The following is a 15515-nucleotide window of genomic DNA, read 5'->3' on the forward strand; positions in this document are numbered from 1 at the left end:
ATGCACGAGAGAGCGGCGCCGCTACTGCGGCGCCGTTACTTTTAGATCGCTGACCGACCAGCTGTCGCCCTTCTTGCTCTCAGCCGAGGCCGCCATCATGCCGAGGTAGCTCGGCGAGCGGGGAGGCTCGCCCGCGAAACTCGCCGCCGTCTTGCCGTTGATGGCGATCTGCACCTCCGAGCCCTTGGCTGTCACGCGCAGCGTGTTCTTCTGCTCGGCGCCGGTCTTGATGCTGTCGAGCTTCTTCCAATCCACGGGCCGTTTGGCGACCACCTTGCCGTCGACGATGCGCGCCACGGTGAAATAGCCGTTGGGGGCGATCACGGCCTGATAGTAGTTGCGGCCATCCTGCACCCAGAACAGCAGACCCGCGTAGCTTTGCGTCGGATCTTGGGTCGCCTTGGCGAGCTCCACCTTGGCGCAGGCATCGATGTCGCCGAACACGAACGCGCGGTTCCAGCGCATCACCGGTGTTCCGGGGGCTGGCGTGAACACGGCCTCGCCGCCGGAGATCGCGAACTGGCCGTCCTTGCCGCCCCAGCTTGAATCGTGCCCGACAAAGCCATCGTCGAACAGGACTTTGCCGGCGCCGCAATCTGTTGGTGCGGCGGTGATAGCCCCGGTCACTTCGCCAGCGGGCGCCGCCGTTGGGGTGGCAGCTGCAGGCTGCGCGGGGGCGACAATGTCCGTCACCTTGAAATCGGAGATAGTCCAGGTGTCGACCGCCGCGGGCGCCGACGAGGCGACGAGCCCGACGTGCGAAGCTTGATCGGGTACCTGGCCGCGGAAGCTGGCGACTTCCGTGTCGTTGATACGCACCGTCACCAGCTGACCGTCGATGGTGACGCGCAGTATGTTCTTCTCATTCGGACCAAGTTTCAACGCGCTGGTCTGCAGCCAGTTGACTGGCGGCGTCGGCAGGATGCGCCCCTCGACCTTGCGCGCGACGGTGAACATGCCGTTGGGCGCGACCACCGCCTGATAGAAATTGTCCTTATCGACACCCCAGAAGAGGATGCCGGCGTAGCTGCGCGTGGCATCTGCTGTGCTCGACGGCATGGCGATGGTCGCGCAAGCATCAAGATTGGTGAGGGCTACTCCGGCGTTCCAGCGTGCCGTTTGGGTGCTGACTAGCGGGGTGAACACGGCTTCCGAACCCTTGGGCTGGAACTGAGCGTCGGCTTCACCCCAGCCTTTGTCGCCCGTTTGGAAATCACCTGAGATCTGAACGTTTGGACCGGCACAGGCGAGGGCAGGTCCAGCGAGAAAGAGAGCCGCCAAGGCAATGAAGGCAGATGAGCGCATTCCGGTCCTCGGGTAGCGATTCGAGCGAAGCCGCAGTATGCCGCAGAAAGCGGGCGAACGACGGCCTTCAAAACCTGCTTTTTAGCACCGGCGCAACAGCACCGCGCATGCAACATTAATTTGCGAGGCCCTACCCCTCGTATATGTGGACGAATCACATACTCTCTATCGCTGAGGGGGCCGACCTCTCGCGGCTCCGGCTCGGGAGCCGACTACGAGTGCGCGTCAGAGACGGAGGGCCAGAAGGCCTTGTACTCTCTGAGCCAGAATTGTCTAACGACTGGCGCTATTGGCCGGTTGGATGCGCGGCGGGCATGGATAGGGCCGCCCCAGGGAGCATCCGCTGGTTTTGTTCGTCGGCCTCTGCCGAACCCTATCCGCGACCGCCGCAATCTCCTGCAATCCCCGACCATCGCTGTTCAGGCGCTGCGCCCATCCCGGCGTGCGAGCTGGCGCGTTGCGTACGTCGGCCGTTCCACTTCGGATCGCCGGTTCAGGTTGCGGCACAGACTGGAAGATGGAGTGGCAAATGCTGAAGCGCCTTCATCACGCGAAGGTCCCACACACCGTATCTTCTTGTACCCGCGTCGCTCGTCCGCTTCGGCCTCAACTGGATTGGTTTCGGATACTGCTCTGGCGCCAAAAACAAATGCATCCTCCGAGTATGACTTGACGGGGGCTTAGCCGAGGAGGGCGTGCGAACCCAACTCGGCCACAAGAAAAAGGCCGGTCCTGCGGGACCGGCCTTTGTTGTTCCTGGCGCCCATGAACGGCGGAGCGTCACATCGGGACCTGCGCCACCTGGTTGGAGAAGTAGTTGTCGATCGCCGTCATGATCGAGCTCGTGACCTTGTCGCGCCAAGTATCCGACTGCAGGTTGGCCGCGTCCTGCTTGTTCGTCACGTAGGCGAGCTCGATCAGCACCGAAGGGAACTGCGCCGTCTTGAGCACGCGGAAACCGGCCTGCTGATCGGGCTTGGTCCGCATGGTGGTGCTGGCACCCATGTTCTCGATGACCGTGCGGGCGAAGACGCTGGTGCGGTCGGCCGTTGCATCGACTTCGCGCTCGGCCAGATCGGCGAGGATGCCCTTGACGGAGCTCACGTCGTCGCTACCGCCACCGGCCTTCTTCAGTTTCTCGACCTCGCTCTTCACGTCGTCGGCAACGTCGTCGCGCGTGGAGCGGCGCAGGCTGTCGGCAACGGACTCGCGCAGCGAGTAGATCGTGGCGCCGCTGGCGGTGCTGCCCGTATCGGCGTAGTCGCAGTGCACGGCGATGAACAACGCCGCCTTGTGCTTCTCGCCGAAGGCGACCCGGTCGCCGAGCGGAATGAACACGTCCTCCTCGCGCGTCATGAGCACCTTGTAGCGGCCGGTCTCATTCAGCTTCTTGGCGAGGATCTTGCTGAAAGCGAGGGTGATGTCCTTCTCCACCGCGCCGTTCTTCATGGCGCCGGAGTCGTGTCCGCCGTGGCCGGGGTCGATCACGATGATCGGCTTGAAGGCGCGCTGCGCCAAAACGTCGGGAGAAACGGCGGGGCGCGGAAGCGGCGGCTGCAGCCCGGCGGCGCCCAGAGCGAATGGCGGCGGCGTCATCGCCGGCGAGGCAGCGACTTGCTTCACCGGCTGAGAGATGCTGGCGGTTACCGGCGTGAACGATGCGATCTCGACGACCAGATGCTCGTTGTTGCCGCCCGCGGCCTTCTCGATGCGGGCGCTCGAGACGATGACGGGCTCGGTCACGTAAATGATAATGCGGGAGCGGTCGGCTCCGGCGAGACCCGCCTGGAATGACTTGATGAGGCCAACGGGCGCCGCCTTGGGCTGATCTGGCAGACGCAGTTTGGTCTCGCTGACTTGTACGACCACCCGGTTCGGATTGGAGAGCGAGAAGACCTCGAACTCGGTCGTCTTCGGCAGGCCGATAACGAAGCGCGTGCGCTGCTGCGGCTCTTGTGATGCGACCTGGCGGGCAGCGGGCTCGGATGGACCGCCGAACAGGTTGTCGGCGCCCTTCAGAATGCGCTCGGCTCCGTCCAACAGGCTTTGTGCCTGCAGCGGCGTGTGCGCGCAGAGCAAGGTAAGCGCAAAGAGGATCCCGCGGCGCACGCGCCACGGAGTGCCGTAAACCATGACGTCTGACCCCCGTCTACGCGGTACAAGTTCAAGTGGTGGGACAGTCAAGGTTGCCTGGAATGATGGCGTTTTGCAGTCCGCCTTCAGGCATTGTTAGGGTTATCGCACCTTAAGCCTTAAGACTTCGCTAACGGCGAAGTTGTCTATGCTTTGCAAAGCTTAAGTCAGCTCCAGCGCTTAGCTGCGGTGTCGTCCTGCTCGCGCGCGTCGACCCAGCCGCTCTCGCCGGCTGAAGTCGTTTCCTTCTTCCAGAACGGCGCGCGGGTCTTCAGATAGTCCATCAGGAATCCGGCGGCTTCGAACGCGGCCTCCCGGTGCGCTGCGGCGGTGATGACGAGGACGATATTGTCGCCTGCCCTGAGCTCGCCCACGCGATGCACGACGAGCGATGCCTGCAACGACCAGCGCGCCTGCGCCTCGGCCTCGATGCGCGCCATCTCCGCTTCGGTCATGTCGGGATAGTGCTCGAGGGTCAGCGCGGCGATCTCGCGCCCTTCGTCGCTGCCCCGCACACGGCCCGTGAAGGTGACGATGGCGCCGACGTCGGTGCGGCCGCCGAGGAGCTTTTCCGTCTCCGCGGCGACGTCGAAATCTTCCGTCTGCACGCGCACGGACACGGTGTCAGCCTCCAGTCACCGGCGGGAAGAAGGCGATTTCCTGCGCCGCGCCAAGCGGCGCCGACGGCTTGACGTGGACGCGGTCGAGCGCCGCCCGCACCACCTGAGGCCGCGCAAAGGCATCGCCATACTGGGGTCCGCGGTCCTTTAGCCATGCGACGAGGTCGGCAACCGTAGCCACGGTCGCTGGCAGCTCGACGGATTCCTCAGGGCAGCCGATCTTCTCCCGCACCCAGGCGAAATACAAAAGCCGTACGCGCCTTGTCGCGGCGGAACTCATAAGGACCTCGAGGACGTGCGCCTAGCGCTCCATGGCATGCACGATGCCAGCCTTTAGATAGTCATAGCCGGTCCACAGCGTGAGTAGCGCGGCAATCCAGAGGATGACGAGGCCTCCGGTCATGATGCCGGGTACGATCTTCTCGGCAGCCGGGCCGGCCAGCAGAACGCCCAGCGCGATCATCTGCATCGTCGTCTTCCACTTGGCGAGCTGCGTCACGTGGATCTTCACGTTCAGCTCGGCCAGGAACTCGCGCAGGCCGGAGACGAGTATCTCGCGGCACAGGATGATGATCGCCGCCCAGATCGACCAGCCGCCGATGGTGTTGTCGTGCACCAGCATCATCAGGACGGCGCCGACGAGCAGCTTGTCGGCGATCGGATCGAGCATGCGCCCCAGCGTCGATTGCTGCTCCCAGGCGCGGGCCAGGTAGCCGTCCAGCCAGTCCGTAATGCCGGCGAAGACAAACAGTGAGAAGGCCGACCAGCGCGCCACGTCGCCCTTGAGGAAGAACAGGCAGGCGACCAAAGCCGGCACGGCGGCGATGCGAACGTACGTCAGCACGTTCGGCACGCTCATCGGCAGGGCACGGGAGGCGGCGGCTTGTTCCATAAGTCTTTGGTACACCATCCGACCAACGGTCCGTCAATGGCGCAACTGCACCTAGCGTAGCCGAAACGGAAACGCCTCAGTGGCACACGCCCTGGGGCGACCGGCGCACCTTCATATCGAGGTGAAAATGGTCGCGGTGGGCCTCATTGGCCTCCGGCCCGAGGACGGTCGCAAACAGGCCGCAGGAGCCGTGGTGCAGGCGCTTCAGGAACGCCGCCTCTTTGGTCGTCGCCGGCTTGAGGTCGACGACCACCGCGGGGGCCGGCTTATTCGGATCCGGCTTGGCGGGGTCCTGCTTGAACTCGGTTTTCTCGACCCGCCCCTTTTTCTTGGCGTCGGCCTTCTTGCCGGCCGCCTCGATGGAAGGTGTCGGGGTTACTGCCGCGGTCTCGTCGGCCTTGGCCGCCGGTGTTTGCTTGGCGAGCTTCTCGGCGGCTTTCTTTTTTGCCGCGGAGATATCCCGCTCGGTCGGTCCCCAGGCCTGCCTCACCGTCACGGTTCGCCCGTCGGCGGTGACAAAGGCGGCGACATCAACGGCGTTCCCGGTAGCGTGCTCGCTGAGGGAGAGTTTGGGGTTGTTGTAGATGTTGCGGCAGGAATACGAGCCGGCGCCGAGGATTTTCGTGATGCGCGAGCCCAGCACTTCCTGCGCCGCGGGCTGCAGCACCTTGTCGACCCACTCGCTCAGCGAAGCGGCAAGGCGGCAATTCATGGTCGGCGCTGGCGAGAACTCGACCTTGTCCTTGCCGCCGGCACTGCGTAGGGCGAGCGGCGTCGGCGTGCCGCACTGGCCCTTCTTCATCGGCTCCTCGAGCGCGATGTCGGCGCTCGCCGGCCCCAGCAGCTGCACGCACTGACGCAGTCCGGCGGCGATCTCTTCCGGCGTCCACACGTCCGGTGGTGGCACTGCGGGGGCGGCGGCACCGGCGGCAGGCTCCACGGTTGCCGGTGCAGTCGCGGGTGCAGCCGTCGGGGATACCGCGACCGAAGGCTTGGCGATCGATGCCGGCGGCGCCGCCCTCGGGGCGGGCGAAGCAGGTGCCGCGGCGTGCGTCTCGGGAGCGGATTTCGTAGCCACGGGCGGCACGACGGCAGCCGATGCTGGCGGGGAAGGCGGATTGCGCGCGGGAAGAAACGCGAGTCCGACCCAGCCTGCAAAGGCCACGGCAGACATCCACGTGGACAACCGGCTCAGCGTTTTGTCGACAGACGTCAAGGACGCCATGCGCACCTGCTGGTCGAATTTGGCTGAAACGCTTTTGCGAAGTCCCCTGTCACACCATCTGCCGCCAGCGCGGCAAAAATGCGATTTGCATTCTAGCGCCGAGCCATGAAGGTGCGGTTGCCCGATTGCGTCCGCAACACCTTCCCAGGAGTAAATGCATGGACGGGTTCGAGAACGATCGCCGGAGCCTCGGCGCCAAGCAGGGCGTCGACCGCCGTGAAATGCTCACTGCGAGCCTGGCGGTCGGGTTCGCAGCGGCGACTCATCCCGTTTCGGCGCAGACCGTGATTCATACGAGCGCCGAGGGGCTAGAGGCCGGCACCGTCGGCATCCCCACGGCCGACCGGGATGTCCCCGCGTACTACGCCATGCCCGCGAAACCTGGGCCCTTCCCCGTCGTCATCGTCGTGCAGGAAATCTTCGGCGTGCACGAGCACATCCGCGATGTGTCCCGGCGACTGGCCAAAGCCGGCTACATGGCCATCGCGCCCGAGCTCTACGTGCGCCAAGGCAGCGTCGCCGAGATGACCGATGTGAAGGAGATCATCTCCAAAGTCGTCTCGAAGGTCCCCGACGCGCAAGTCATGTCCGACCTCGATGCCACCGTCGCCTATGCCAAGGGCACCGGCAAAGGCGATACCAAGAAGCTCGGAATTACCGGCTTTTGCTGGGGCGGGCGCATCGCCTGGCTCTATTGCGCGCACAGCACCGACGTGAAGGCCGGTGTTGCCTGGTACGGCAAGCTCGTGGGCGACGCTTCAGCCAATACGCCACGCCACCCCATCGATGTCGTCGGCGAGCTGAAAGCGCCGGTCCTCGGCCTCTACGGCGCGGTCGACCAGGGCATTCCCGTGGAAACCGTCGACCGCATGCGCGCGGCCTGCCAAGCTGCTGACAAGACGTGCGAACTTGTCGTCTACCCGGACACGCCGCACGCCTTCAACGCCGACTATCGCACGAGCTATCGGCCCGAAGCGGCGAAGGACGCGTGGGCGAAAATGCTCGCTTGGTTCCGCGATCACGGCGTCGCTTGAACGGAACTGCAATCGTTCCGTCACATCAGAAGCCTAGAGAGTTCTACTGCGCACAAAGGGTTGCCTGCGCGGCCTTGCATCTGCGAGCCCGTTGGCGGAGACTGCGCGCGCAAGCACATTGAAACAGCCCACAAAGATGGGATTTGGGGGAGTCGTTCGCATGCCTCAACTGCCGTTCGACTTGGCTACCGTCGATTGGACGACGGTCGCCATCTTCTCGGGGATTGCATTCCTCGCCGCACTTGTCGGCAACGCCATCGCGTTCGGTAGCCGCTTCTTCGGAGCGATACTGACGGCGGTGTTCTTTGCCGTGTTCTACGTGGCGTGGGTCTACTGGCTGGCCGCAATCGCCATGCCGCCGGCGGCCGCACCGCCCGTCTAAAGCTCGCTCGTCGCGAGAGATTAAGCTGCGTGGCCGGGAACTCTGTTCCTCGGTCGCGTTTGCTTGTCTGGACCTCAGCTACGGCGTTCGTGGAAGTGATCGTAGATGCGTTGCGCCATCTCGGCCGAGATGCCGTCGACGGCCTTCAAGTCTTCGACGCCGGCGCGCGACACCGCCTTCGCCGAGCCGAAGTGATTCATCAGCGCGCGACGCCGGCGGGCGCCGATGCCGTCGATATCATCGAGTGGGTTGGCGCTGATCGCCATGGCGCGGCGCGTGCGATGCGAGCCGATCGCGAAGCGATGCGCCTCGTCGCGCAGCCGCTGCACGAAGTAGAGCACCGGATCGCGCGGCTCGAGCAGTATGGGCCGGTCGGCGCCGGGGAAATGAAAATGCTCGCGGCCGGCGTCCCGGTCGGGGCCCTTGGCGATGCCCACCAAGCAGATGTCGTGCAACCCAAGGTCTGCCATGACCTCACGTGCCACCGCGAGCTGCCCCGCGCCGCCGTCGATCAGCACGAGATCGGGCCGATCGGGGAAGATATCGTCATCGTCGACCTCGTCCGGTGAAGCTCCCGCCGCCGCCGCAGCCAGCGCGACGAGGTTGCTCGCCGCCTCCTTGACGACGCCGACAATGCCGTCGTCCTTCTTCTCCTCCTCGTTGGACTCGAGCACCAGCCGCTTGAAGCGGCGCGTCAGCACCTCGCGCATCATGCCGTAGTCGTCGCCGGGCGCGAGGTTCTCCGACTTGATGTTGAACTTGCGGTACTGCCCTTTCACGAAGCCGTCGCGGCCGGCAACGATCATGGCGCCCACCGCATTCGCACCCTGGATATGGCTGTTGTCGAACACCTCGATGCGCCGCGGCGGTGCCGCCAGTCCGAAGCGCTCGGCGAGCCCCTCGAGCAGTCGCCGCTGCGATGAGCTCTCCGCCAGCTTGCGCCCCAGGGCCTCGCGCGCGTTGTTCACGGCGTGCTCGACGATGCCCGACTTGGTGCCCCGCTGCGGCACCCGGATCTCGACCTTGCGATCGGCCTTGATGCACAGTGCTTCGGCGAGCAGCTCGCGGTTCGGCACATCGTGCGAGAGCAGGATCAACCGCGGTACCGGCTTGTCGTCGTAGAATTGGGCGATGAAGCTATCGAGCACCTCCTCCACCGGGAGTGCACGATCAGCCTTCGGGTAGTAGGCGCGATTGCCCCAATTCTGCCCGGTGCGGAAGAAGAACACCTCGATGCACGTCTGGCCGCCCTCCTGCACCGCCGCGAAGACGTCCGCTTCCTCGATGTTCTCCGGATTGATCGCCTGGTCGGCGGTGACGTGCGCCAGCGCCGACAGCCGGTCGCGGAAGCGCGCCGCGCGCTCGAACTCGAGCTGCGCCGAAGCCTCCTCCATCAGCTTGCGGTACATGATGCGCACGTTCTGGCTCTCGCCGCGCAAAAAACGCACCGCCTCGTCGACAAGCCGGCCGTAGTCGTCCAGCGCAATCTCGCCCGTGCACGGCGCCGAGCAGCGCTTGATCTGATAGAGCAGGCACGGCCGCGTGCGGCTCTCATAGACGCTGTCCGAGCACGAGCGCAGCAGGAACGCCCGCTCCAGCATATTGATGGTGCGGGTAACCGCGCCGGCGGAGGCGAACGGCCCGAAATAGTCGCCTTTGCGATTGCGCGCGCCGCGATGCTTCAGGATCTGCGGCGCCGACGAGTCGCGCGCGATCAGGATGTATGGAAACGACTTGTCGTCGCGCATCAGCACGTTGAAGCGCGGCCGGAAGCGCTTGATGAGGTTGGCTTCGAGGAGCAGCGCTTCCGCCTCGGTGCGCACCGAGACGAACTCCATCGCGGCGGTGCAGGCGATCATGCGCGCGATGCGGTTGGTATGTCCGCCGAGCCGGGTGTAGTTCGACACGCGCGCCTTGAGGTTGCGTGCCTTGCCGACGTAGATGACGCTGCCATCCGCATCGAGCATGCGATAGACGCCGGGCGAGGCCGGCAGCAGCTTCAGATACCGCGCAATAACATCAGGACCGCTGGCGACCACCGCTTCCGCGGCGGCCGGCGGCACGGTCTCGTTCGCCGGCAGCTCCGGCGTCGGCTCGCGCGTGTCCTTATCGGGCATGGCCGATAGATCGGCCCCCGCGCGCCCAACGTCAAGCAACCGCAAGCGTCCCGCGGCGGAAGCCCGGGGTGATAAAAACGCGGGAGCGAGGCGGTCCTGGCCCTCATATTTGTTTAGTTGGAAGCAGCCATCGCCGCCCCACTCGGCAGGGATGCCGACCAACAGTCTTCCTCGGATCGCTTCCCTGCCCGAGGCCCACTGACATTTTCGCGTCAGCGACAGATAGGTCGTGAGGCCAGCTTATGGGCCCCGCGCATTTTCCTGCCGGCTCATCCCCATGCAATCCGCCAGCGCACGTCTGCACCCCGCGTCTTTGAGATGGGCCGCCGCAACTTTAGGCGAGCCGCGATGTACGGGGATAACAGTCAGGGCGCCAAAGCTACCAGGCGAGCGTGGGCATGGCCGCTATGGGACGCGGCGTGCCGGCTGGGAAGAGCGCGGCGATGGCCTCGCCGTCGAGCCCGCCTTTGACATGCACCCCGCTCGCCACGAACACCGAGGGCACACCCGCCGCTGCGGCCCCGGCGATATCGGTCCCGATGCCGTCACCGATCGCCAGGAGCCGTGCCCTGTCGCTGCTGCCCGGTTTCAGCTTTTCGAGCGTCGCGAAGGTCAGCTCGTAGATCGGCAGATACGGCTTGCCGGCGTACTCGACCCTGCCGCCCAGTTCCTCGTAGGCGCGCGCAATGGCTCCGGCGCAATAGATCATGCGACCGCCACGCTCGACCATGAGGTCGGGATTGGCGCAGACCATAGGCAGGTTGCGTGCGCGACACGCAGCCAGGGTCGCGGCGTAGTCGTCGGGCGTCTCGCACTCGTCGTCGAATAGGCCGGTGCAGACGATGACCTCGGCCGCTTCGGGGAGAACGCGCTTGATATCCAGCCCGGCGAAGGTGGCGAGGTCGCGCTGCGGGCCGATGTGATAGACGGGGCCCCCTGCATAGCGGCCGATCAGCGTGCGCGCGACGTCGCCAGAGGTGACGATGGCGTCCCACGCCTCACGCGGCACGCCGATATCGTCGAGCTGTGCGGCGACGCTGTCATGCGGACGCGGCGAGTTGGAGACGAGGACGACGATCCCGCCGGCGGCGCGAAAATTGGCGCAGGCGGTGCAGGCGTCCGCAAACGGGTTCACGCCATTGTGGATCACGCCCCAGATATCGGTCAGCCACGCCCTCGTCACGCCGGCAAGCGGCGCGATCGATTGGATGAGCGGGATGGCGGAGTCGGGAAGGGACGCGGGCGGCATGGCACTTGCCTAGCCGCCGCCCGCGTAAATCTCAAGCGGCTGCGTCATCGGCGACGGCATAGCCGTCGCCTGCCACAGGCACGGGCGCGCCGAACAGCGCTCCCTGGCCGAGAGGTACGCCGGTCTCGGCCACACGATCGCGCGTCACCTCGTCATCGACGTTGGCGACAACGAGGGTGAGGCCCAGCTCGCTGAGGTTACGGCACACCTCGTCGCCCGGCATGGTGCCGTTCGGAGCGGCGAGGCCGGCCAGCAGCGTCGCGGCATCGAGCTTCACGAAGGCGAAGCCGGCGGCGCACAGCGCGGTGAACTCGTAGTCGAAGTCGGTGACGTCCTCGACGCCGAAGCGGAAGCCCAGATCGCGCATGTCGGTCAGCGCGCTCCACTCGGAGCCGCCGAACGTCCGTACGTCCGCCTGCGCGAACGTCAGCACCAGATCGCTAGCCAGCGCCTCACGGTCGCGGAACGCGTCGGCCAGCTCGTCGAGGAAACTGTCGTTGGCGAGCGACACCGCCGTCGCCGGGACGAACAGGCACGTCTGGCGTCCCTCCTCGGCGAACGACCGGGCGACCCCGGCCGCCTGACGTAGGCGGGCGCTGTCGAGCATCGGCAGCAGGCCCGCGAGGGCAAGCTGCGGCTCGCGCGTCGTCACCGACATCGCCACTCCGCGCTCGTCGCGCGGCGAGGCCACGACCTCGTAGTAGTGCACCAGGTGATCGGCAAGGCCGACGATCGGCGCCAAAGCAACGTCGATCCGCCCGGCCGACACCGCCTCGGCGAGCGAAGCCAGGCGCGTATGCGCAGGCATGATCGGCGGCGGCATTGGGGCACCGGCGCGCGGCGCGGAAGACGCGAGCGGCAGGCCGTCCTTCTTCTTGGTCGCGCGCATCGCGTTGGCGGTAGTCTGCAGTGCGTTGAGCGAGGCGCGCAGGGCGCTCTCCTGGCGCTGCGGCGGCAGACCCTCGAGCATCGGCTCAGCGCCCACGTCCACCTCGTCGGCGAGACGCTTGATCATGCCATGCACCGCGTCGAGGTCGGTCTCGCGGTCGGCGGCGAGCGGCGGCAGCTCTACCCGCGGTCCGTCGGCCAGGGTCGGCTTCGTTTGGCGACCGGGCCAGTAGTCGTGCGCCCCTTTAGCGGGTGCCATCGGCGCGGCCGGCGGCGACGACCAATCCGGCAGCGTCGGCACCAACGGAGCGTCCGATGCAGCGGGTGACGGCGATACGGAAAGCTGCGGCTCCTGCCGCGGCGGTGCGGACAAGCGCGGTTCGCGCTCGGGCGCGGTGGCAACCGGCGCCGGCTCGGTGCTGCGGAAGATGCGCGGCGTCCGCCCCGCTGGAGGCGGGAGCGTCGGCGATGCGGCCACGGGCGGGGACGGCGGCGCGGCTACCCGCGGAGCAATCGGTGGCATTGGCGGAGGCGGCGGCGCCTTGGCGAGCGGCGGTGGCGCCATGTTCGGCGCACGCTGCTGGCGCGATGCGACAGGAGGCACCGCGCCGGTCTTCAGGCGCGCGACCTCGTCTTCGAGGCGCTCCACCACTGAGACCAAATCTGTCTCACGCTCGCGGCGGCGCATGACGGCATGCCCCATCAGCAGCGTGATGTAGACCGACAGCGCTCCGATGAGCGCCATCCAGAATGAGACCTGGAATTGCAGATAGGCCCCGACGAAGAAGGCCGCTGTAACCAGCGCGATGGCCCCCTTGACGATGAGATCGGCCATGCCACTGTGCTTCGGCATCCCGCCCTCGCTGTTTTCGATGCTCGCCATGGAAGAGTGACGACGCCCCCTTGCCGATTCGTTATCCCTGCGAGCTTTTCGCCCGCACCCCCGCCGCGCAATGACGGCGCGGCCACTTTCACCAGCTTTCTCAACAACGCGTCGATTCGTGTCCGGCGCGTGGCGATGCGCATTGCTGAGAAAAATCGGCCACATCGCCGCGCGCGCGATTCGTCCACAGGCAATCGCCGTGCCACGGGGAACTACCCATATGCCCGGGGATTGCCATCGCACGCCTCAGTCGCGCCGCATGCCGGCCTCCGGCCGACCGGAATCGGGGTGCTGTTTAGAACTCGTTAGGCGAATCGACGTGGTATCAGTGGTGTCGGGGCGTTCCCACAAGTCCCGGCGTAAATTCAAAGGGAATGCTCATGCTGATGACGGTGATGGGTCGCGACTCGAGTGCGTCATATTATGGTGAGCTTGCCGGCGTTCGTGCGCTGATCACCGGCCTTTCGCCGACTAGCGGCGTGGATGTCGCCCGCAAATTCGCCGATCACCGCGGCCGTCTTGTGCTGCACGCCACTGCGCCGTCCGTTGAGCTCGACGCCGTTACGACGATGCTGGCCGAGACGGCCAGCGAGGTGAAGCTGTTCACCGACGCCTGCGGCGATTCCGACGCTTCGATCCGCTTCGCCAAAGCCGCCGCTCAGGCATTCGGCGGTCTCGATGTCGTCGTCAACCTCATCCCCATCACCGCCGCCGATATGCGCGGCCGTGCAAGCATCGAGCACATCGAGGAGCTTGTCTCCGAAAAGCTAATGTTGCCGGTGCACGTGACGCGCATCGTCGCCAACCGCATGCGCCTGACGCTGTCGGAAGGCCTTGTGCTCAACGTCATGACCATGCCGGCGCCGCGCACCGCAGCCGAGGGCGCTCTCGCCGGGATCGTCCGCTCCGCGCTGGCAGCCGTAACCCGCGGCGAAGCCGAGCGGTGGGCGCCGCAGGGCATTCGCGTCAATGCCGTCGGCCCTTCCTCCACTGTGGCGGGCGCCGGCGCCGCACTTACCAGCGAACCGGATATCGCCGCCCTCGCGTTGTATCTCGCCTCCCGACCGGGCCGCACGCTGACTGGCCAGGTCTTCGACGCGGCCGGCGTCGCCCGGCGCGGCTGCTGAGACGTCAACCTTTCGACCAGAAATCCGGCTGCAGCCCACACGGCTGGCGAATCGCGCGCTGTGGACAGCTATCCGCTGCAGCCGTAACGATGTGGCAGGGGCGTATCAAGAGGGAGACCCGCCAAGGAGGATCCCATGGCCACTTTCGTTGTGCTCGCGAGCTTCACGGAACAGGGCATCCGCAACGTCAAGGAGACGGTTGCGCGGGCAGAGGCCTTCAAGGAAATGGCGAAGAGCAGCGGCGTAACCGTCAAGGACATGTATTGGACCCTCGGCAGGCACGACATTGTCGTCGTCTGCGATGCGCCGGACGATGAGAGCTCGACGGCCCTGATGCTGAGCGTCGCGTCGCGCGGCTACGTCCGTTCCGAGACGCTTCGCGCCTTCTCGTTCCCCGAGATGCAGAAGGTTCTCGGCAAGATGGTCTGAGCTACGTCCATTTTGCCGGAAGGCGCTGCAGCCACCGCAACAGCGGATAGGTCGATCCGGCAAACGCGGCAAGCTCCGGCGCGCGCTCGGCAATGTCGCGTAGGTTGAGACGCAGCTGTCCGAGCGCGAAGTCGAAGGCCATCACGCGGATGATGTCGTCCATCGACATCTCGCGCGTCTCGCCCTTGGCGCGCATCTCTTCCAACCGATGCTCGATCTCGGCCAGCGCATTCTCGACGGCGGCGAGATTGGGCGCCGTGTAGCAGGTGGCAGGCCCCGCAAGATGCTTCGCCACATCGTCGAGGGCCGCGCGCAACTCCTCGATCTGGGGTCCTAAGATCTTCACTGCGACCGGGGGCAGCGGCTGATAGACCGCGCGCATGAGCATGATCTCGGTGTGCCACGTGCGGCGCAGGGCGCGCAGGATCGCCTCGGGGTCGGGGCTGTCAGCGACATAGTTAGCGACCTCGACGCGCGCTTCGCGGGCGAGGGTGTCGCCTTCGGCAAAGGCAGCGCGGATGCGCGTGCCCTGCGCGCCCATTCCCTCAATGTCGAGTGGCTGGCCCAGCGCCGCGGCAAGTGTATCCCGCGCCACCTCGAACAGCGGCGTGAACGTTCGGGTCACGTGCTCGGCGAACAGTGGTCCGGCGCGCGATGGAAATATCAAGAGCGTGGTGAGGATGGCGACGACGGTGCCGATCGCCACCTCGATCATGCGGTTCTCGGCCGAGGAAATGGGCGGCCCGAGGCTGGGATCGCCGAGGACGACGATGGCGGCCGTGACACAGGCAATGCGCAGCGACGGGCGGCGGGCCGCGAAGAAGCCGAGCACGAGTACCGTCACCGCAAGCCCGGCGAACTTCAGCTCTTGCGCGTCGGCAAGGAGGACGGCGACGACGCCGCCGACGACGACGCCGAGCAAGCTGCCGACGAACCGCTCGGTCGCCAGGCCCAACGACGCGCCGACATTGGCCTGCGTCACCAAAATGGCAGTCATCACTGCCCAGAACCCTTGCGCCATGCCGATGGCATCCACGATCACATACGACACGCAGGCGGCGATGGTCGTCTGGATGGCGAGGCGCAGCCGCGGCCACATCTCGGCGCGCGAGCCGAGCCACGAGGTCATGTCGATCACGAAAGCCGTCCCTCCGAATCGATCGCTTCGAGCCTTGAAATTAACCGCTCGTTCGCCACGTTGCCGCTATGGCACCCGCGCGTCGTGGAGCCG

At 66.0% G+C, this 15515-nt stretch carries 14 protein-coding genes; 4 read left to right on the forward strand and 10 right to left on the reverse strand.

Features of this window, described 5'->3' with window-relative positions:
• Positions 1-21 precede the first annotated feature (21 nt).
• From GIW81_RS06245 to GIW81_RS06270, 6 genes are all read right to left on the reverse strand, one after another.
• Complete coding sequence (locus GIW81_RS06245) at positions 22-1305, reverse strand: hypothetical protein (protein ID WP_154738427.1); 1284 nt, start codon at positions 1303-1305, stop codon at positions 22-24.
• 780 nt (positions 1306-2085) lie between these two features.
• Positions 2086-3438 carry an N-acetylmuramoyl-L-alanine amidase gene (locus GIW81_RS06250; RefSeq protein WP_154738428.1) on the reverse strand — a complete coding sequence of 451 codons (1353 nt, stop codon included), beginning with the start codon at positions 3436-3438 and terminating at the stop codon, positions 2086-2088.
• A gap of 167 nt (positions 3439-3605) precedes the next feature.
• Positions 3606-4058: a molybdopterin synthase catalytic subunit MoaE gene (gene moaE / locus GIW81_RS06255; RefSeq protein WP_324614911.1), complete on the reverse strand. Its 453-nt coding sequence runs from the start codon at positions 4056-4058 to the stop codon at positions 3606-3608.
• A 4-nt stretch (positions 4059-4062) separates the two neighbouring features.
• A complete protein-coding gene (gene moaD, locus GIW81_RS06260) occupies positions 4063-4338 on the reverse strand; it encodes a molybdopterin converting factor subunit 1 (RefSeq protein WP_154738430.1) in 276 nt (91 codons plus the stop codon).
• Between the two features lie 21 nt (positions 4339-4359).
• A complete protein-coding gene (pgsA, locus tag GIW81_RS06265; protein ID WP_195930415.1) occupies positions 4360-4950 on the reverse strand; it encodes a CDP-diacylglycerol--glycerol-3-phosphate 3-phosphatidyltransferase in 591 nt (196 codons plus the stop codon).
• 76 nt (positions 4951-5026) lie between these two features.
• Positions 5027-6175: an extensin family protein gene (locus GIW81_RS06270; RefSeq protein WP_154738431.1), complete on the reverse strand. Its 1149-nt coding sequence runs from the start codon at positions 6173-6175 to the stop codon at positions 5027-5029.
• A gap of 158 nt (positions 6176-6333) precedes the next feature.
• Between GIW81_RS06270 and GIW81_RS06275 the strand changes: the two genes are divergently transcribed.
• The gene (locus GIW81_RS06275) at positions 6334-7209 is read left to right on the forward strand and encodes a dienelactone hydrolase family protein (protein WP_154738432.1); all 876 of its coding nucleotides are present in this window, start codon (positions 6334-6336) and stop codon (positions 7207-7209) included.
• Between the two features lie 160 nt (positions 7210-7369).
• Positions 7370-7591: a hypothetical protein gene (locus GIW81_RS06280; RefSeq protein ID WP_154738433.1), complete on the forward strand. Its 222-nt coding sequence runs from the start codon at positions 7370-7372 to the stop codon at positions 7589-7591.
• 74 nt (positions 7592-7665) lie between these two features.
• Here the strand turns inward: GIW81_RS06280 and uvrC are convergent, their stop codons facing one another.
• The 3 genes from uvrC to GIW81_RS19195 all read right to left on the reverse strand — a co-directional run bounded on the left by uvrC (position 7666) and on the right by GIW81_RS19195 (position 12698).
• Complete coding sequence (uvrC, locus tag GIW81_RS06285; RefSeq protein WP_154738434.1) at positions 7666-9708, reverse strand: excinuclease ABC subunit UvrC; 2043 nt, start codon at positions 9706-9708, stop codon at positions 7666-7668.
• Positions 9709-10087: 379 nt separating this feature from the next.
• Positions 10088-10957 (reverse strand): TIGR01459 family HAD-type hydrolase, encoded by an 870-nt coding sequence (locus GIW81_RS06290; protein ID WP_154738435.1) that lies wholly within the window; start codon positions 10955-10957, stop codon positions 10088-10090.
• Positions 10958-10988: 31 nt separating this feature from the next.
• Complete coding sequence (locus GIW81_RS19195) at positions 10989-12698, reverse strand: EAL domain-containing protein (protein WP_154738436.1); 1710 nt, start codon at positions 12696-12698, stop codon at positions 10989-10991.
• Positions 12699-13108: 410 nt separating this feature from the next.
• Here GIW81_RS19195 and GIW81_RS06300 point away from each other — a divergent pair, with 410 nt between their 5' ends.
• Positions 13109-13855, forward strand: a complete 747-nt coding sequence (locus tag GIW81_RS06300; RefSeq protein ID WP_229309091.1) for an SDR family oxidoreductase — start codon at positions 13109-13111, stop codon at positions 13853-13855.
• A 135-nt stretch (positions 13856-13990) separates the two neighbouring features.
• On the forward strand, positions 13991-14284 hold the full coding sequence (locus tag GIW81_RS06305; protein WP_154738437.1) for a GYD domain-containing protein: 294 nt from the start codon (positions 13991-13993) through the stop codon (positions 14282-14284).
• Between the two features lies 1 nt (position 14285).
• Here GIW81_RS06305 and GIW81_RS06310 read toward each other — a convergent pair whose 3' ends face one another.
• Positions 14286-15413 (reverse strand): FUSC family protein, encoded by a 1128-nt coding sequence (locus tag GIW81_RS06310; RefSeq protein ID WP_229309214.1) that lies wholly within the window; start codon positions 15411-15413, stop codon positions 14286-14288.
• Positions 15414-15515 lie beyond the last annotated feature (102 nt).

The sequence above is a fragment of the Hyphomicrobium album genome (assembly GCF_009708035.1).
GTDB classification, from domain to species: Bacteria; Pseudomonadota; Alphaproteobacteria; order Rhizobiales; family Hyphomicrobiaceae; genus Hyphomicrobium_A; species Hyphomicrobium_A album.